The sequence below is a fragment of the uncultured Pseudoxanthomonas sp. genome, assembly GCF_947498795.1.
Lineage (GTDB): Bacteria > Pseudomonadota > Gammaproteobacteria > Xanthomonadales > Xanthomonadaceae > Pseudoxanthomonas_A.
Genome location: NZ_CANMLQ010000005.1, coordinates 110,209 through 128,363 on the forward strand (window position 1 = coordinate 110,209; position 18,155 = coordinate 128,363).

Sequence of the window (18,155 nt, forward strand, 5' to 3'; positions counted from 1 at the left end):
GTCCTGTCACGCGGGAACGCGCGTCTCTGTCCCAGGCTTGTTCCGCGTGGCGGCATGTACCTGTCCCGGTCCTGTCCCGCGCGACAGCACGATTCTGCCCACTCCTCGCGGGACCGTATCGGAGTTCTCGTCCAACTCGGCATTTCTGCTAGCCCTTAGCGAAAGTGCTAGCCTCGACCCCGCCGGCGGCGTGGCGAGCCTTGTCACCCACGCCCTTTGGTCGTCAGTGTCCATCGTCGTGACGGCGCCGGGTGCCTTTTCGGTTGGCCACCCTATGGGGTTCGCCGTAGCTTGATGTCACGGGTCGAGAAGTCCAGTCGGTCAGCGAGTTGCAAGTAGCGAGTGGCAGAGCGGAAATACGCTGAGTCGTCCATGCCTTCGGGTTGGCCGAGTGTTCCAAGGAGGCCGCGGCTGTCGCCTACCTTGGTGCGTAGTTTCCAGATCTGGCGCATTACGCGCTTTGCGCCACTGTCCCGTTGGCAGTGATAAGTGATGTTTGTCGGCAGGCCCTGTCTGCAGCTGAATTCGAGCATGCCCGGGTAGCGGTACAGTTTCCGGGCCCGCGCCCCGGTCCTCGGGCAGACGAAAAACCAACGCTGCCCACCGAAGTGCTGGGGGACGGGCTCAAGGCGCACAGTATGCTCAATGAGCATTCCATCGACCCCGCGATGCTTGAGCGCGACAGCACCTCCAGTCTGGTCAAACTCGGCCTGAAGGTCTGTCTCCGCAACAGTGAGGTTCTGGAGCCGATGCCGGATCTTGACGGCCCGCACTGCCTTGCCGTGCTTGTGCCGGCCGGCCGGCATGCGGGCAAGGCTCAGGCAGTCGATTGAAAGATATGTCGCCGCTTCGATGGGTTTCCGGTTTCTCAGCTTCGCGGCCATACCTAAATCCAGTGCGGAAGCGCCTTTCCGGGGCTGCTTCGGCGGAACTTCTAACCTCAGGATCTAGCCTATGTCGCGGACCAAGTGATTGTGCGGCGGGATTTCCTATTGGCGGCAGCGGTGAGGTTTCGATACGGCCCCTCGCCACAGCCCTTGGTAGATCTATAAAGGTGTTCGGATTCCGGAGCGGTGAAGTGACTGAAATGAAGCTGATAGATCCGGATTCCGGAGCGGCTACGCGGCCTTCCGGAGGGCACTGCGCCGGAAACCGGAGCGACTTCCGCCGGATTCCGGAGTGGCCTTTTTTTTCTGGGGCGGGGACTTGAACTTGGTGCGAGGCTCCTTCCACGTTGCTGGGGCGGTCTTGGTGGCGGCAACCTCGAGCTTGCCGCCGCAGTAGTCGATGGCGTGCCACGTGACGGCGAACAGACTGCACTTGTTCAACCCGCCTTGGCGCGTCATCACGATCAGGCCGTAGTGCTTCAGCTCGTTCAGAGCGCGGTCGAGCGTCGAGGAGGAATTGAGGCCCGCCGGCTTCTGTGAGAGCGCCGCCGAGAAGTCGCCGTTATTGCTGCCGTTGTACTGGCCGGCCAGAAAGTGCAGCAGCTTGATCGCAGTGCCGCCGCACTTTTGCCAGTTCGGGGAACGCTCCAGCGCGTGGGGAAAGGCAGTGAATGTGCCTTTCTCCATGCGCCCGGTGTGTTTGCGCCTGATGCGGGGCATGTTAGTTGCCCGCCTTGCGGTCCGGCGTCCACTCGGTGGGGTTGCTCAGCCACGCGCGGAGCTCCTGCACCTTCCAGACGGTGATGCGGGCAGTCAGGCGGATCGAGAGCGGGAAGCGGCCGGACTTCTCCATGCGCCAGACAGTGGTGCGCGAGCCGATGCCCGTGACGCGCTTGACCGTCGGCCAGCGGACGTAACCCTCGGTCGGCAGTTCAACGGTGTTTTCGCTTTGCTTCATGTGGACCTTCATGCTGGGACGATGAAGGTCATTTCAGCGGCGGCACCCACCCCCGAAACAGCGGCTACCGACCCCCAAGCTAGGGGCCCGTTTTCGTCAGCCGGTGCGGATGACACCGCTCTTCAAGGCGGCATTCCAAGCCTTATCAAACTGGGCGTCGCTCAGGCCATCGGGATTCTTCGGAGTCTTTACGCCAATGTGCTCTCGCACCCTTGACTTGATCCCACGCTTCCCTTGCTCGCCTTCAGGCAAGGCTAGTGGTGCCACACCCAGATCTTCAAGCGTCCGGAGGATGCGAGCTTCATGCGCCGCCGCCGCCGTGATGCGCTTGAGCGGTTTTACGGTGCTTTCACTGGCGGATCCGCTATCGGGAATGCTCAGCACGACTTCGTCGAGCATCGTCCAGTCCGCCTGCAACCCCCGTGCCGCCTTCTGAATTTCGGTCCGCAAGCTCGGTATCGAAAGCGCAGGAATCTCTTTCTCATTCCCATACTCTGGATGCAGTCCGTATTGACACACTTGTGCAAATGTAGGGTTTGGCGGCAACACGACAGCAGGCTTGAGAATCGAGGCTGAAAGCTTGTCGGTGGCGATCTGGGCGAGATAGGGAGCTGCGGATCGTGGGTCAAGGCACCCTTGCTCTAGCAGGAACTGGGGCAACGTGACGCGGCGGGGCGATGTGGGCATGGTTCAAGCAGTTCTGTGTCAGGCGGCAGGACGGAAGGGGACGACATTGGATGCCGGAGCAGGACTGGGTTCGCCCTTCTCGCAGGCGACAATGAAATTCGCCCACTTCTCGAGCGCCACACGGCGCTCGGGGATTTCCTCACGAACGTCATAGATGGCGTCCATGCCCTTAAGGACGTGGTTCAGGGCCACTTCGGAGATTTCCCGCGACACGCCCATGTTTCGCATGTGGCCCTTGGCGGTGGAGCGGGTGTCATGGGGTGTGAACCGGCGAATCTGGATGTCCTGCCGGTCGAAGGCGCGACAAATCGCCGCCCACAAAGTCGTCTCGGCGGCGTGGATATCACCACCCTTGTTGCGCCGGCGGCGCTCCTGCCGGGCCGGGAGCAGGAACTCGGAATCGCCGGAGAGTGCGATGAGTTCGCGGAACCAGCCAGCGACCGTAGGCGTAAGCGGCACCAGAAAGCCGGTCCGTGTTTTCACGTTCTCGTCGGGGACCCACCACACACCTTGCTTGAGGTCGATATCGGTCTTCCTTGCCCTAACCAGCTCACAGGTGCGGACACAGGTAGCCAGCAGGATGCGGAAGGCCAGTGCGTTCTCCATGCCGATGATGTCGATGCCGGGAAGCAAGGCTCGAAGCTCAGTCTCGGAGAGCATCACGCGCTTGCGCACGGGGGGACGGGCGCCCTTGAGGGCGTTCATCTTGATCCCTGTGCAGGGGTTGGCCGGAATGATCCGCAGGGCGATGGCGTGATCGAACAGTTGCGAAAGCGTGGTCTTGACTCGCCGGGTAATCGTCCATGTCCGCTTGCTATCGATCAGGACCGAGACGACGTCCGTCGTAGTGATGCGCTGAACCTCGCGTGCGCCCAAGCGGGGGAGCACCACATCCTTGAGGTCATAGCCCCGATACTTGATCGTGATCGCTGCCAGACTTGACTCCGTCAGGCACTTGGTCCGGTAGTCGTCCACCAGTTCACGCATAGTCCATGCCGCCATGGCGCGTGTTTTCTGTTCCTGCTTCTCGGCGGCCGGGTCACGGCCTTCATCGACGGCGACGCGGTGGGCACGCGCCTTCTCGCGTGCGGCGGCCAGTCCAAGGTCGGGGTAGTTCCCGAGGGTGAGCTCCTTTCGGCGCCCGCCGATTGCGTAGCGCAGAACCCACGTAGCGGTTCCACCCTTGGACAGGGTGAAGGTCAGTCCGCCGCCATCTGATTTCGCAATGCGCTCGCCCTTGGCGATCCAGCGCTTGATCTGGAAGTCGTTGAGATGGTGCGTTGTCTTCGCCATGCGTCCCCTTGAGGGTAGCTAGGCGCCTAGCTACCTCCCTAGCTACCCAAATTTGGCGCAAGGATACAAAACAACATGGGACGTTGTGAAATGAAAAGTTCAGATAAAACAATTACCTATGGGTAATTATCGAACATCAAAAAAAGACCTGAAACGCTCAAAAAGATTGCAGCTGGCGATTTTCATGGCGGGATTCTAAGCGAGGAAGCGGGTCAGGCGTCCGTCGGGACGTGGGCGGTCGTTGCGGCATGTCCCGCGCCTTCGCCATCGCGCATCAGGCGAGCGGCCATCCACGCGGCGAGCAACATCATCGTCATGCCGAACACGGCAATGGCGCGCATCGCGTCGATGAAGGCGGTGCGTGCAGTGTCGGCGATGGCCGTTCCTGCCGTTCCGCCGACTTCGTGCGCGACGGTCACCGCGCCACCCAGCGTCGACAGCGCGCGTGTCGCGTCCGCATCCGCCAGCGTCGGTGGCAAGGCGGGGTCCAGCCACAGACGGTAGGTCAGCATGCCGAGGCTGCCAAGGATCGCGATGCCCAGCGCGCCGCTGAGTTCGGCACTCGTCTCCGCCAGCGCGGACGCGGCGCCCGCGCGTTCCGGCGGCGCGGTGGTGATGATGAGTTCATTGCCCACGGTGAACACCGGTGCCATGCCCAGGCTCATCGCCAGCATGCCGGCGATCAGGATCCACAACCCGTACGGTGGCATGACCAGTGCGGTGATGCCGAAGCCCGCCGCGGCCAGCAGCAGCCCGCGCACCATCACCCGCCGTGCACCCCAGTGGCGTGCCAGCCGCGGTGCGAGCAACGAGCCGACGGTGAAGCACAAAGACCACGGCACGGTCGCGATGCCGGCCTGCAGTGGCGTCAAGCCGAGCACCAGCTGCAGGTACTGGGTCATGAAGATGTACACGCCCATCATCGACAGGCCGGCCAGCGCGTACGCCACGATGGCGGCGGAGAAGGCCGGGCGCTGGAACAGCGTCACGTCCAGGAACGGATACGCAAGATGCTTCTGCCGACGGACGAACAGCACGCCCAGGATCATGCCGGCCACCAGCACGAGGATGCCTCGCGGATCGATGCCGTACTCGGCGATGCGCTTCAATCCGTAGACCACCGCCAGCACGGCGAACAGGGATTGGACCATGCTGGCCGGATCCAGCTTGCCCGCCTCGGGGTCGCGGTACTCGGGCAGCAGCTTCGGCCCCAGCAGCAACAGCAGCACCATCACTGGCACCGCGGCGAGGAACGCCGCGCCCCACCACCACCATTGCAGCAACAGGCCGCCGACCAGCGGGCCGATCGCGCCGCCGACCGAGAACGCCGCGATCCACACGCCGATGGCGAACTGGCGCTCGTGTTCGTCATGGAACATGTTGCGGATCAGCGACATCGTCGACGGCGCCAGCGTCGCGCCCGCCACGCCTAGCAATGCGCGCATCGCGATCAGCATCTCCGCGCTGCGCGAGAACGCGGCGATCACCGAGGCCGCCGCGAACGCCGCCGCGCCGATCAGCAGCAGCTTGCGACGGCCGATCCGGTCGCCCAGCGTGCCCATCGTGATCAGGAAGCCGGCGACCAGGAAGCCGTACACGTCGACTATCCACAGCAACTGGCTGGCGCTGGGGTCCAGTTCGGCGCTGATGGCCGGCAGTGCAAGGTTCAGCACGGTCAGGTCCATCGCATAGACCATGCAGGGCAGGGCGATGATGGCCAACCCGATCCATTCGCGGCGGGTGGCTTTGGCGGGTACGGCGGTCGTCGACATGGCGGTCCGTCAGGGGGTGTCATCCCGTTCGACGAACGGGCATGCCGATTCTCGACCAGGGCCGGCCTGCCGGCCAGCCGGCGTCAGTCGCCTTCCACGTCCACCGTGATGTGCGGAAAGTGCCTGGCCAGGTCCCGTGCCCACTGCGCGGCGTCATAGGGAATGCCGCGTTCCGATGGGAAGCGCAGGCTTTCTCCGTCATGACCGTACAGGAAGACGCGGTCCTCGCTTTCCTCCGGACGCTGCACGCGGATGCGCGCCACGTCGTCCAGCGGGATCGCGTGTTCACCCGGCGACACCGCGTTGTCCCACCACCACAGCGTGCGCGCTTCGATGTCCAGCCGGCTGCCCCAGCGGCGTGCATGCACCAGCATTGCCAGTGCCGATCCGGCCAGCACGACACCCATCGCGAACGCGATGGGCACCAGCCACGGTGCGCACTCGCGTCCGCTCGCATCGCAGTTGCTGGCAGGGTCCACGACCAGGCCCGCGTAAACGAACATGGCGCCGACCAGCAGCATGCCGTACACGCGGAGATCGCGACGGCTGTTGCTGGCTTGCCGGAGCTTGCGCATGCGGAACTAGCGGATGATGAAGTCGATGAACTTCGCCACCCTGGAATAAGGCGGCTTGAGCAGGTCGCTGCCCGCGCGGCGCGGCTGCCACAGCACCGGCAGCGCCTTGCTCATCGCGTCGAAGCCGGCGCGGCCGTGGTACGCGCCCATGCCACTGGGCCCGATGCCGCCGAACGGCAGTGCATTGATGCCGAAATGCAGCACGGTGTCGTTGACGGTGACGCCGCCGGCCAGCGTCGCGCCCAGGATCTTCTCCACCCGTGCACGGTCGTGGCTGAAGGGATACAGCGCGAGCGGCCGGTCGTGCGCGTTGACGTAGGCCAGCGCCTCGTCGAGCGAGCCGACGGTACGGATCGGCAGGATGGGGCCGAAGATCTCGTCCTGCATCACCTTCGCGTCGTCGCCCGGTTCGATCACGACCGTGGGCGCGAACAGGCGCTGCGTGCGGTCATGCTTCGGTGCCAGCGGGATGACCTCGTGGCCACGCTGGCGCGCATCGTCCAGGTAGCCGTCCAGCCGTGCGAACTGGCCGTCGTTGATGATGCGGGTGAAGTCGCCGGCATCGGACAGGTCGCCGTAGCGCGCGGCGACCTGCTCACGCAACGCCTGCACCAGCGCGTCGCGTCGCTCGCGGCCGACCAGCAGCACGTAGTCCGGCGCGATGCAGGTCTGCCCGCCGTTGAACCACTTGCCGGTGGCCAGGCGCGCGGCGGCCTGGTCCACCGGAAAGTCGTCGCAGACGATGGCCGGCGACTTGCCGCCCAGTTCCAGCGTCAATGGCGTCAGGTTCGGCGCGGCGGCGGCCATCACCTTGCGGCCCACGGCGGTGGAGCCGGTGAACACCAGGTGGTCGAACGGCAGCGCGGCGAACGCGCCCGCCACGTCGGCACCACCGGCGGCGACGCTGACGCGCTCCGGCGGGAACACCTCCGCCAGCAGCGAACGCAGGAAGGCGGTGGTGCGCGGCGTGTGCTCCGAGGGTTTCAGGTAGACATGGTTGCCGGCGGCGATGGCGGTGGCCAGCGGGATCAGCGCCAGGTTGACCGGGTAGTTCCAAGGCGAAATCACGCCCACCACGCCAACGGGTTCCTGACGGATCTCCGCCCGTGCGGGCCAGAAACGCCAGCCCACGCCGACGCGTTTCGGCTTCATCCAGCGGCGCAGGTGCGAGGCGAGGTGGTCGATCTCGTTGAGCACGGTCATGCCGTCGGCGATCAGCGATTCATGCCGTGAGCGATGGCCGAAGTCGGCGGCGATCGTGTCCGCCATTTCCGGCAGCCGCCGCTTCAGTGCATCGCGTAGCCGCTGCAGGTCGTCGCGCCGCTGCGCACGGTCCGGCTTGCGCTGCTGCCATGCGCTGCGCAACCGTTGCAGCGTCGTCGCGAGGTCGTCGAGCGGCGTATCGCCGTCGGGCGCGGCGTCCGCCGAGGCGGCCGTGATCGCGGCGTTGGCGGCGGTGATGGCCGCATTCGCGGCAGTGGTGGCGGCATGCGGGAAGGTGGTCATCGGCCGAGTGTATGCCGTCGTTCCGGAGCCGGCGCACTACAATCCCGGCATGGACCCGAATCTGACCGCCCTGCGCCCCTACCTTGACCGCGTTCCCGTCCTCGGGCCGCGCGTCTACGTCGACCCGGCCGCCACGGTCATCGGCGACGTGGAACTGGCCGAGGACGTGTCCGTCTGGCCCGGGACCATCCTGCGCGGCGACGTCAATCACATCCGGGTCGGCGCGCGCACCAACGTGCAGGACGGCACCATCGTGCATGTCAGCCACCACAGCCCGTACAACAAGGCGGGCCATCCGACGCTGATCGGTGCCGACGTCACCATCGGCCACGGCACCATCATCCACGCGTGCACGATCGAGGACCTGTGCCTGATCGGCATGGGCGCGTGCATCCTGGACGGTGCGACCGTGAAGAAGTACGGCTTCCTGGGCGCCGGTGCGATCCTCGGCCCCGGCAAGGTGGTCGGCGAGGCCGAGCTGTGGCTGGGCAATCCGGCCCGTTTCGCCCGTGCGCTCACCGACCGGGAAATCGAAAGCCTGCATTATTCCGCCGGGCACTACGTGAAGCTGAAGGACCGTTACCTGCAGGCGACGGCGCCTGCGGCATGATGGCCGGCGGCGCGTCCGCGTCGCCCTGGGAGAACCGCATGGCCTGGAAACCGGAGGGCTACACCTCGGTGGCCCCGTACCTCGTCGTCGATGGCGCGCAGCGCACGATCGACTTCCTCGTCGCCGTGTTCGATGCGCACCCGCTGCGCATGCATCCCGTGGGCGACCGCCTGGGCCATGCCGAAGTCCGCATCGACGACACGGTACTGATGCTCGCCGATGGCATGGAGGGCTGGCCGCCCATCGCCAGCCACGTGCACCTCTATGTGCCGGACGTGGAAGCCACCTGGTCGCGCGCGCTGGCCGCCGGTGCCGAGCCGGTACAGGCGCCCGCGGAAAAAGGCGATGGCGACCGCCGTGGCGGCTTCCGCGATGCCGGCGGCACTACCTGGTGGATCTCCACGCAGGTGGCGTGACCACGGCGCGGCCTCAGGGCGCCGTCGCGCGCTCCAGGGCCGCCAACAGGGCCATCGCCTCGGTGCGGCGGGTCCCGCACATGTCGGGGCCGGGTTTCAGCGTGGCGCAGAACGCGGGTCGCTCGGGCTGGCCGAACAGGCGGCAGCGCAGCGCGTCGTCCAGTTGCACGCACGGCACGCCCGCCGGCTTGCCCTGCGGCATGCCCGGGATCGGCGAAGTGATCGACGGCGCGGTGCAGCAGGCGGCGCAGCCGGAACGGCAAGGGAAGGCGGTGTCCACGATGGCGCGCAGTGTAGGCCGTGCCGCGGCTGGGCAAGCACCGCGTTCGCGGCTAAAGTCGCCGTGCAGGGGGAAAGCGCATGGACAGCGGGACACGCAGGCTCCACCACATCGATCAGGTCGCGGCCGCCACGCCGCCAGGGGACTGTTGCCCGTGGTGAGTGCGTGATGCTGGACACCTACCGCGAAGTCGTCACCCCCGAGGGCGTGGGCCTGCATCTTCCGGCGGCCGGTCCGGTGCCGCGCGCGCTGGCGTGGGGGATCGACCTGGTGATCCGGCTCGGCATCGTGATGGTGATGGCCATGCTGCTCGCCCTGCTCGGCAAGGTGGGAGACGGTCTGTACCTGATCGTGGTGTTCCTGGTGTTCTGGGCCTATCCGATCGTGCTGGAGTCCGCGTGGCGCGGGCAGACGCCGGGGAAGAAGGCGCTGGGCCTGCGGGTGGTGGCGGCCGATGGCGCGCCGGTCGGCTGGCTGGCGGCGATCACCCGCAACCTGTTGCGCACCGTGGACATGCTGCCGTTCGGCTATGCGGTGGGCCTGGTCGCGAGCCTGGTCGATCCGCATGCGCGCCGTCTCGGCGACATGGTCGCGGGCACGCTGGTGGTGCATGCCGGGCGCGAGCGCAGCCACGCGCCGGCGCCGGTCAACACGGTCTTCGTACCCCCGGCGCAGCTGCTGCCCGAAGAACAGGGCGCTATCGTCGCGTTCGGCGAACGTGCGCCCCAGCTGACATCCTCGCGCCAGGAAGAACTGGCCAACCTCGCCCAACCGATCACCGCCGCGCAGGGACAGGCCGGCGTGCAGCGGCTCTATGGCATGGCCAACTGGCTGTTGGGGCGGCGATGAGGCAGGAACAGTTCGTCGCCCGCCACCAGGCCGAATGGCAGGCCTTCGAATACTGGCTGCATGCGCGCGGCGAGAGCGCGCGCCAGGCACGTCGCGAGCGCAACAACGGCGAGCTGACCGACGAGGACGTCCCGGCCCGCTACCGCCGCATCTGCCAGCACCTCGCACTGGCGCGCCGGCGCGGCTACAGCCCGGTGGTCGTGGAGCGCCTGCAGGGGCTGATGCAGCAGGGGCACGGCGTGCTGTACCGCACGCCGCCGCCGCGCTGGCAGCGTGCGGTGCGCTTCCTGCTAGCGGACTTCCCGCGGCTGGTGCGCAGCGAGGCCGGCTGCATGTGGGTGGCGGCAGCGGTGTTCGTGGTCCCGCTGGTGCTGATGTTCGTCCTGCTGCAGGTGCGACCCGAGCTGGTCTACAGCATCGTGTCGCCCGAACAGGTGGCGATGTACGAGCGCATGTACGACCCCACCGACCCGAGCCACGCCCTGGGCCGCGAAAGCGGCACCGACTGGCAGATGTTCGGCCACTACATCTGGAACAACATCAGCATCGGCCTGCGCACGTTCGCGGGCGGGTTGCTGGCCGGCGTCGGCGCGCTGTTCGTGCTGGTCGTCAACGGCGTCGGCATCGGCACGGTGTTCGGCCACCTGCAGCAGATCGGTTATGGCGACCCGTTGTGGCGTTTTGTCTGCGGGCACGCGCCGTTCGAGCTGACCGGGATCGTCCTGGCCGGCGGCGCCGGCCTGCGCCTGGGCCTGGGTCTGGTGGCGCCCGGCCGGCACCGCCGCATCGATGCGCTCGCGATCGCCGGGAGGAAAGGGGCGCGGCTGTGCCTGGGGGTGGCGTTCATGCTGCTGGTGGCGGCCTTCATCGAAGCGTTCTGGTCGTCGACGCAGTCCATTCCCGCAGCCGTGAAGTACAGCGTGTCCGGCGTGCTGTGGACACTGGTCGCACTGTGGCTCGGCCTCGGCGGACGCGGGGTGGCCGATGAGGATTGAAGACCTGACGGTCCGTCTGCGCGCGCGTTCGGACTGGGAAGCCGTCGAACTGGGCATGGCGCTGGTACGGCGGCATGCCGGGGCGGTCTGGAGGCCGTGGCTGTGGCTGACCCTGCCGGTGTTCGCGCTGCTCAACCTCGGTGCCTGGTGGATCGACCGTATCTGGCTGGCTGCGGTGGTGATGTGGTGGCTGAAGCCCGCGTTCGACCGCATTCCGCTGTACGTGGTCTCGCGCGCCGTGTTCGGCAGCGTGCCCGGCACGCGCGCGACCCTGCGGGCGCAGCTGGGCTGGGGCACGCGCATGCTACCGCACCTGCTCACGTGGCGCCGCTTCAGTCCGGTGCGTTCGCTGTACATGCCGATCGACCTGCTGGAGGGCGTGCAGGGCGAACGCCTGCGCCAGCGTCGCCGCGTGCTGGGCGGCGATGCGTACAGCACCGGCATCCTGCTGACCTGGATCTGCCTGCTGTTCCAGGGGGTGCTGATGCTGGGCGGGGCCATGGCCGTGGTCATGTACCTGCCGCAGGACCTGTTGCCGGACAGCGTGCAGGCGGCGTTCCGCGTGGCCGCCATCGAATGGCCCGTCTGGCTCGAGCTCGCATGGAACGCGCTGGCCTGGGCGGCGATCAGCGTGGTCGAACCGTTCTACGTAGGCGCCGGCTTCGGCCTGTACCTCAACCGGCGCACGCAGATCGAGGCCTGGGACCTGGAGATCGTGTTCCGCAAGCTGCGCGCGCGCCTGGCGGCGGCCGCACCGCTGGTGCTGGTCGCGGCGCTGTGGATGGGCACGGCCGGCGTCGCCGATGCGCAGGAGCGCCATGGCGCGCCGGATGCAGCGCCCGTGCCCGAGGCCACGGCGTCCGACGCGGCGCCGACGCCGCCCACCCTGCCCCTGGTCTTCGGCGAACAGCGGGTCGATGACAGCGCCTTCCGCAAGGCGGCCGACCAGGCCTACCGCGATCCAGACCTCGACCGCACGCTCGTGCAGTCCAACTGGGAGCGCCGCAACGCCGGGCAGGAAACGCCCGAGGAAGCGCCCGATCGCGACAACGCGTTGCTGGCCGGCATCGGCAACGTGCTGGCCTTCGTCGGCGAGTGGGGACTCTGGCTGGTCGTGGGCGTACTGGTGGCGGTGCTGCTCGCGACGGTGCGCCACTGGTGGCCGTGGATGCGCGGCATCGCGCGCGGCCCGGTCGCCGCGCCCGACGCACCGCAGACGGATGCGCTGGTGCTGCCCGAGGCGCTGCCCCACGACATCGCCACGGCCGCGCGCCGGCTGTGGCGCGAAGGTCGCCCGCGCCACGCGCTTGCGCTGCTCTACCGCGCCAGCGTGGACAGCATGAGCCAGCGCGCCGACATCGTGCTGCCGCCCGGGGCCACCGAGGCCGAATGCCTGCGTGCCTCGCGCCGCATGCCGCAGGCGGAAGACCGGCAGAGTTTCGCGCGCATGGTGCGGACGTGGCAGTACGCCGCTTACGCGGAACGCCTGCCGGCCGAAGACGAGTTCGACGCGCTGGTGGGCGAACTGCAGCAACGCTACGGGTGGGCGACATGACCTCCGCACGCCACAAGGGCCGGTGGGTGGGCGCGGGCCTGATGGTCCTGCTGCTCGTGGCGGTGCTGCTGGTGCTGTGGTTCCGGCACACGTTCCATCGGGTCGAGAAGACGTTGCACCTGCCGCCCTCCGGCGAGGCCGCCTACAACCCGCTGTATGCGCTGGCGAAGACCCTGGAAGCGGACGGCGTGAAGGTCAACGCGCGCCAGCGCCTGATGCTGGACGACAACCCGCTCGCCCCCGGCGACACGCTGCTGCTGTTCAACGATCCGCGCGCGCTGTCGCCGCCGGAGGCCGAACGCCTGCTGGAGTGGGTGGAAGGAGGCGGCCACCTGCTGATCCGCACGCCCTTGTATTCGCCGGGCGAAGACCTGTCCGGACGGGACGCGACGCCGCCCGCGATGCTGGACCTGCTGTCGGCGTGGCTGGTGGACGAGGGCCCCCGATGCGAAGACCTCCAGGTGGAGGGCGAAGGCCACCACGTCGAGTTCTGCCGCGGCCGCCGCTTCGTCTTCGACGACGTGGTGCCCGAGCTGGCCTGGGGTGACCTGCAGGCCGGCTACGTCTATGCGCGCCTGGCGGTGGGCAAGGGCCATGTCGACGTGCTGGCCGACTTCGACTTCCTCGCCAACACCGCCGCGCGCGGCTTCCTGCAGGACACGCCGGATGTCGCGCCGTCCGGCGGCCTGCGCGACGGTCCGCACCGCGCGCTGGCGCGGCAGGTGCTGGCGCCCAACTATGGCCAGGGCACGATGCACCTGGTCTACGCGGCGGAAATGCCATCGTTGTGGCGCACCCTCTACCTGCAGGGCTGGATGGTGTGGGCGCCGTTGCTGCTCGCCCTGCTGGCCTGGCTGTGGATGCGCATGCAGCGCTTCGGTCCACCGGTGCCGTCGCCAGCCGGCGAGCGACGCTCGTTGCTCGAACATGTCCGCGCCAGCGGCGAACATCTCTATCGCTACGGTCGAGGCGTGATGCTCTATTCCGCCGTCCGGCAGGCGTTCCTGGCGCGCCTGCGCCGGCGCGATCCGGTCGCCGCCGCGCTCACCGGCGACCCGCAGGTCGCGGCCATCGCCGAACGTACCGGCCAGCCCGCCGACCGTGTCCGCACCGCCCTCAACGTCCCTGCCTCGCACGACCGGCAGGCTTTCCGCGACCGCATCGCCCTGTTGATCCAACTGAGAAACCGCCTATGAACGACGAGACCGCCGCCGCGCCGCCCGCGCTTCCGCCGATGCCGCGCAACGCCCTGTCCGAGCGCGTCGAGGCGGTGCGCGAGGAAGTGTCCAAGGCCTTCATCGGACAGTCCGACGTGCTGGACCAGATCCTGATCGCGCTGCTTGCCGGCGGCCACGTGCTGATCGAAGGCGTGCCCGGCCTCGGCAAGACGCTGCTGGTGCGTGCGCTGTCGCAGGCGCTGGAGTTGACCTACGCGCGCGTGCAGTTCACGCCCGACCTGATGCCCAGCGACGTCAGCGGCCATGCCGTCTACGACCCGAAGACGGAGAGCTTCCAGATCCGCCGCGGTCCGGTGTTCACCAACATCCTGCTGGCCGACGAGATCAACCGCGCGCCGGCCAAGACCCAGTCCGCCCTGCTGGAAGTGATGCAGGAAGGGCAGGTCACGATCGAAGGCACGTCGTTCGCGCTGTCGCCACCGTTCATCGCGCTGGCCACGCAGAACCCGGTGGAGCAGGAAGGCACGTATCCGCTGCCGGAAGCGCAGCTGGACCGCTTCCTGCTGAAGGTGCTGATCGACTATCCGGCGCTGGAAGACGAGAAGCGCATGGTCGATGCCATCACCACGGGCCGCACCGCCGCCGACTTCGATCTTTCGCAGGTGAAGCGCGTCGTCGGTGCGGCCGACATCGCTGCGATGCAGCGGGAGACCGCTGCGATCCGTGTGGATCCGGAAGTCATCGACTACGCCGTGCGCATCGTCGCCGCCACCCGCAAATGGCCGGGCATTTCGCTCGGCGCGGGGCCGCGCGGCAGCATCGCCCTGGTACGCGCGGCGCGTGCGCAGGCCGTGCTGCAGGGACGCGACTTCGTCACGCCCGACGACGTGCGCGACATCGCGCGCCCCGCATTGCGCCACCGCATCACCCTCGCGCCCGAACTGCAGATCGAAGGACAGTCGCCGGACGACGCGCTGCGCGCGCTGCTGGCGAAGGTGGACGCGCCCCGCAAATGAGGCCGGCGCCGCTGCTCATCGCCCTGATCGCAGGCTGGGGACTGGCCGGCCTGGCCGTGCCTTTCCTCGGCTGGCCGTTGTGGCAGTGGCAGCTGGCCGGCGCGGCGGTGCTGGTGCTCGCCGCGCTCGATGCCTGGGGGCTGCGCGCCCGTCCCACGCCCGAGGCCACGCGCGAGATTCCCGATGCGCTGCCGCTGGGCATCGAGCGCGATGTCGCGCTGGGCTTCGAGTCGCGGGTGCGCCAGCGGCTGGATGTGTTCGACCTGCATCCGGGCGGCTGGGCATCGACAGGCCTGCCGCGCCGGCTGGCACTGGCGCCCATGTCGGCGACCCGCATCACCTATCGCCTGCGTCCTGCCGCGCGCGGCGATGCCCACTTCGACGGCGTGCAGCTGCGCCTGCATTCCCGGCTGGCGTTGTGGCGGCAATCGCGGGTCGCCGGCATGCCGCAGCGGGTACGCGTGTATCCGAACTTCGCACCGCTGACGCGTTTCGCACTCTTCAGCGCGGAGCAGGCCTCCCGCCTGGTGGGCGCGCACCTCAAGCGGCGCCGTGGCGAAGGCACCGACTTCCACCAGATGCGCGAGTACCGCGTCGGCGACAGCCTGCGCCAGGTCGACTGGAAGGCCACCGCGCGCTCGCGCAAGCTGATCTCGCGCGAGTACCAGGACGAGAAGAACCAGCAGCTGGTCATGCTGATCGACACCGGCCGCCGGATGATGGCGCGCGAGGACGAACTGGGCCATTTCGACCACGTGCTCAATGCGTCGCTCGTCGTGTCCTACCTGGCGTTGCGCCAGGGCGATGGCGTGGGGCTGTTCGCCGCCGGCGGCGACAGCCGCTGGGTCGCGTCGCAACGCGGCATGGCCGCCATCGATACGCTGCTGCGCGCCAGCTACGACCTGCAACCGCGCCCCGTGGCCACCGATTACCTGGCCGCCGCCACCGAACTGAGCCTGCGGCAGCGTCGCCGTGCCTTGGTGATGCTGGTCACCAATGTCCGCGACGAGGATATCGACGACCTGCTCGCCGCGGTGCGCCTGCTGCAGAAGCGGCACCTGGTCTGCGTGGCCAGCCTGCGCGAAACGTCGCTGGACGAGGCGCTGGACGACGATGTGCGCGATCTGCAGGGCGCGATCCATGCCGGCGCGGTCGCGCGATACCTCGAGCAGCGCACGGCCGCGCACGAGGCGCTTCGCAGCCATCGCGTCATGGTGCTGGACGTCACCGCCGACGAACTCCCCGCGGCGCTGGTGGAACGCTATCTGGCCGTCAAGCGGGACGGGGTGCTGTAGCGTGGGCATGCGGGCGCTCGCTGCGTGTCTGCTGCTGGGGGCAACCGGCCTGTCCGGCGCAGGCGAAGACGCGGCCGGCGTCGAACGCATCCGGCTGCAATCGGATGCGGTGGTCGTCGAGATCACGCCATCGCTCGGCGGCCGCGTCCTGCACGTGAGCCGCGTCGGGCGCCGCAACCTGATCAAGATCGGCGAGCCGGTCGCCTCGCAACCGACGCCACGGGTGGCTGCGGATGCGGACGACATCGGCTATCTCGGCCACGATGTCTGGATGGGTCCGCAGCGCGGCTGGTGGTCCGACCAGGATGCGAATCCGTCGCGGCGCGACGAGAAAGCGGTCTGGCCGCCGGATCCCTACCTGGCATTCGCACGGACGCGGGTGGTCGCGCGCTCACCGGACCGGCTCGTGCTCGAGGGCGTCGACAGCCCGGTCACCGGCGTGCGCTTGCTGAAATCGTTCGCGTTCGATCCTGCGGATCCCGCCACCGTCGTGGTGACGGCGACCGCCCGCAACATCCGCGACCGTCCTCTCGCCCGTGACCTGTGGTTCAACACGCGCACGTCCGCCGCGACGCGCGTCTACGTGCCGGTCGCCGATGCGCGCGACGTGCGGGTGGAGGGCGCAGCGGACGCCGTGCCCGCCTGGCGGATCGACGCGGGCGTGTTCGCGTTCCTGCCGCCGCCACCGGGCACGGCGATGCGTCGCGGCAAGGTATTGCTGCAGCCGTCGGCGGGCTGGATGGCCGGCTTCGCGCAGGGCCAGGCGTTCGTGATCCGTTTCGACCTGCAACGGCGCGAGGCCATCCATCCCGACCATGGCCAGGTCGAGCTCTATCTCGACCACGCCCGCGACCTCCGCGCCGGACTGCTGGAAATGGAAATGCACGCGCCGTTCCGCACGCTCGCCCCGGGCGCGGCGATGCAGGCGCGCGAGCGCTGGACCGTCCTGCCCTACGAAGGGCCGGAGACGCAGGACGCGCAGGTCGCGTTCCTGTGCCAACGCCTGGACCTTTGCGCCGTCGCCGAGTGAGGCCTGGCGCGCGTCAGTGCCGGTCGTCGATGCCCCTGCCCGTCGCGGTCCACCACAGACCGCCGTAAAGATGCGCCAGATAGGCGGGATCGTCGTACAGCGCCGGCGTGTGTCCGAGTGCCGTGACGAAGACGCGGCCACCGTCGTAAGCGTGGTACCAGGCGACGGGATGATCCTTGCCCATGCCCCGCGCCACCTGCCCGGGCCAGATGCGGGTCGGGTCGTAGGTGGACTCGTCCACGCTCAACACCGTCCGCAGGCCGGGCATGAGCGGGTCATGGAATTCGTACCACTCGTCCGTCCAGATCCAGCGCGACGGCAGGTTGAATGTCGCCGGGAACGAGGGATCGTCCACGCGCACCGTCGCCGTCTGCACCATCGGGTGGACCCGGAACGAGCGGCCGATCAGTTTCTCGAACCAGGGCCACTCGCCGGGCGGATTGAAGATCAGTGCGCGATGCACCGCCATCACGCCGCCCCCGGCGCGGACGTAGGCCTCGAGCGTGCCGCGCTGTGCCCCTTTCAGTTCATCGCCCGGCGTGTTGAGGAGCACCACGGCCGCATACGGCGAGAGGTCGCCGTCGAACGGCGTGCTGTTCCACGACCAGGTCAGGTCGAAGCCGTGCACCTGCGCCATGCGTTCGAACTGCGGCTTGGCGACCACGGCGTAGTCATGGTGATAACGGTTGGGGATGGCGACGACCAGTACCTTGAAAGCGCCCTGTGCGAACGCCGGCACGGCGAAGCAGGCAAGGCACACGAGCACCGACAACAGGAAGCGTTTCATGCCGCCATGCTAGCCCGACAAGGAAGCGTGCAGCATCGCGGCGCTATTCCGTTTGCGGTGCCGCCTATGCGGATATCGCCTACGCCGCGTGCGTGGCCTGCATCGCCTTGCAGGCACCCCAGGCCAGCATGACCAGGCCGACGGCGGAGACGAGGCCGATCAGCATGCCGAGGGCGCTGAACAGACCCATCATGCCGCTCACCGATGCATAGCCGTCTGTCGCGTGGTTGATCACCCAGGCCTGCCACACGCTCATCGCGCCGCGCAGCACGGTGGTGAGCAGCATCAGCGAGATGCCGGCCAGCGCCAGTTTGCGACCGGGTGCCGGTGGCGCCCACATCGCCAGCATTGCGGTACCGGCCACGCAGGCCAGCAGGTCGGGCAACTGGTAGCCGAGCATCGTCAGCAACTGGGTGAGGAATCCGTCCATGCATGTCTCCGTGCCGATGGACGTCCAATGTATAGC

General features: G+C 68.0%; 20 protein-coding genes. 9 read left to right on the plus strand and 11 right to left on the minus strand.

The window, feature by feature from the left end; genetic code table 11:
- Nucleotides 1-272: 272 nt before the first annotated feature.
- The 8 genes from Q0907_RS13160 to Q0907_RS13195 form a co-directional block, all read right to left on the minus strand.
- Nucleotides 273-884 carry a hypothetical protein gene (locus Q0907_RS13160; protein WP_299345488.1) on the minus strand — a complete coding sequence of 204 codons (612 nt, stop codon included), beginning with the start codon at nt 882-884 and terminating at the stop codon, nt 273-275.
- A gap of 234 nt (nt 885-1,118) precedes the next feature.
- Nucleotides 1,119-1,607, minus strand: a complete 489-nt coding sequence (locus Q0907_RS13165; RefSeq protein ID WP_299345490.1) for a hypothetical protein — start codon at nt 1,605-1,607, stop codon at nt 1,119-1,121.
- A gap of 1 nt (nt 1,608) precedes the next feature.
- Complete coding sequence (locus Q0907_RS13170) at nt 1,609-1,845, minus strand: AlpA family phage regulatory protein (RefSeq protein WP_299345493.1); 237 nt, start codon at nt 1,843-1,845, stop codon at nt 1,609-1,611.
- 96 nt (nt 1,846-1,941) lie between these two features.
- Entirely contained in the window at nt 1,942-2,532 is a 591-nt protein-coding gene (locus Q0907_RS13175; protein WP_299345495.1) for a hypothetical protein, read from the minus strand.
- 18 nt (nt 2,533-2,550) lie between these two features.
- Nucleotides 2,551-3,825: a site-specific integrase gene (locus tag Q0907_RS13180; RefSeq protein ID WP_299345498.1), complete on the minus strand. Its 1,275-nt coding sequence runs from the start codon at nt 3,823-3,825 to the stop codon at nt 2,551-2,553.
- Between the two features lie 212 nt (nt 3,826-4,037).
- A complete protein-coding gene (locus Q0907_RS13185) occupies nt 4,038-5,597 on the minus strand; it encodes an MFS transporter (RefSeq protein WP_299345501.1) in 1,560 nt (519 codons plus the stop codon).
- 83 nt (nt 5,598-5,680) lie between these two features.
- Nucleotides 5,681-6,172, minus strand: a complete 492-nt coding sequence (locus Q0907_RS13190; protein ID WP_299345503.1) for a hypothetical protein — start codon at nt 6,170-6,172, stop codon at nt 5,681-5,683.
- 6 nt (nt 6,173-6,178) lie between these two features.
- The gene (locus tag Q0907_RS13195; RefSeq protein WP_299345954.1) at nt 6,179-7,612 is read right to left on the minus strand and encodes a coniferyl aldehyde dehydrogenase; all 1,434 of its coding nucleotides are present in this window, start codon (nt 7,610-7,612) and stop codon (nt 6,179-6,181) included.
- Nucleotides 7,613-7,739: 127 nt separating this feature from the next.
- On the opposite strand from Q0907_RS13195, the gene Q0907_RS13200 reads away from it, so the two are divergent.
- Nucleotides 7,740-8,288, plus strand: a complete 549-nt coding sequence (locus tag Q0907_RS13200; protein ID WP_299345957.1) for a gamma carbonic anhydrase family protein — start codon at nt 7,740-7,742, stop codon at nt 8,286-8,288.
- 38 nt (nt 8,289-8,326) lie between these two features.
- Nucleotides 8,327-8,704, plus strand: a complete 378-nt coding sequence (locus Q0907_RS13205) for a VOC family protein (protein ID WP_299345505.1) — start codon at nt 8,327-8,329, stop codon at nt 8,702-8,704.
- A 13-nt stretch (nt 8,705-8,717) separates the two neighbouring features.
- Here the strand turns inward: Q0907_RS13205 and Q0907_RS13210 are convergent, their stop codons facing one another.
- Nucleotides 8,718-8,984, minus strand: coding sequence for a YkgJ family cysteine cluster protein (locus Q0907_RS13210; protein WP_299345508.1), 267 nt, complete (start codon nt 8,982-8,984; stop codon nt 8,718-8,720).
- 168 nt (nt 8,985-9,152) lie between these two features.
- On the opposite strand from Q0907_RS13210, the gene Q0907_RS13215 reads away from it, so the two are divergent.
- From Q0907_RS13215 to Q0907_RS13245, 7 genes are read left to right on the plus strand one after another with little or no spacing between them, the layout of a single operon-like run.
- Entirely contained in the window at nt 9,153-9,833 is a 681-nt protein-coding gene (locus tag Q0907_RS13215) for an RDD family protein (RefSeq protein ID WP_296278891.1), read from the plus strand.
- Nucleotides 9,830-10,828: a stage II sporulation protein M gene (locus tag Q0907_RS13220; protein ID WP_299345511.1), complete on the plus strand. Its 999-nt coding sequence runs from the start codon at nt 9,830-9,832 to the stop codon at nt 10,826-10,828. The genes Q0907_RS13215 and Q0907_RS13220 overlap by 4 nt, the downstream gene beginning before the upstream one ends.
- Nucleotides 10,818-12,383, plus strand: a complete 1,566-nt coding sequence (locus Q0907_RS13225; protein WP_299345514.1) for a DUF4129 domain-containing protein — start codon at nt 10,818-10,820, stop codon at nt 12,381-12,383. The genes Q0907_RS13220 and Q0907_RS13225 overlap by 11 nt, the downstream gene beginning before the upstream one ends.
- On the plus strand, nt 12,380-13,579 hold the full coding sequence (locus Q0907_RS13230) for a DUF4350 domain-containing protein (protein WP_299345517.1): 1,200 nt from the start codon (nt 12,380-12,382) through the stop codon (nt 13,577-13,579). The genes Q0907_RS13225 and Q0907_RS13230 overlap by 4 nt, the downstream gene beginning before the upstream one ends.
- A 38-nt stretch (nt 13,580-13,617) precedes the next feature.
- The gene (locus Q0907_RS13235; protein ID WP_299345959.1) at nt 13,618-14,577 is read left to right on the plus strand and encodes a MoxR family ATPase; all 960 of its coding nucleotides are present in this window, start codon (nt 13,618-13,620) and stop codon (nt 14,575-14,577) included.
- Nucleotides 14,574-15,872 carry a DUF58 domain-containing protein gene (locus tag Q0907_RS13240; RefSeq protein WP_299345520.1) on the plus strand — a complete coding sequence of 433 codons (1,299 nt, stop codon included), beginning with the start codon at nt 14,574-14,576 and terminating at the stop codon, nt 15,870-15,872. Before Q0907_RS13235 ends, Q0907_RS13240 begins: the two co-directional genes overlap by 4 nt.
- A 7-nt stretch (nt 15,873-15,879) precedes the next feature.
- Entirely contained in the window at nt 15,880-16,902 is a 1,023-nt protein-coding gene (locus Q0907_RS13245; protein WP_299345522.1) for a DUF4380 domain-containing protein, read from the plus strand.
- A gap of 13 nt (nt 16,903-16,915) precedes the next feature.
- Here Q0907_RS13245 and Q0907_RS13250 read toward each other — a convergent pair whose 3' ends face one another.
- Nucleotides 16,916-17,689 (minus strand): ThuA domain-containing protein, encoded by a 774-nt coding sequence (locus Q0907_RS13250; protein ID WP_299345525.1) that lies wholly within the window; start codon nt 17,687-17,689, stop codon nt 16,916-16,918.
- Nucleotides 17,690-17,768: 79 nt separating this feature from the next.
- Entirely contained in the window at nt 17,769-18,119 is a 351-nt protein-coding gene (locus Q0907_RS13255) for a hypothetical protein (protein ID WP_299345528.1), read from the minus strand.
- Nucleotides 18,120-18,155: the final 36 nt, after the last annotated feature.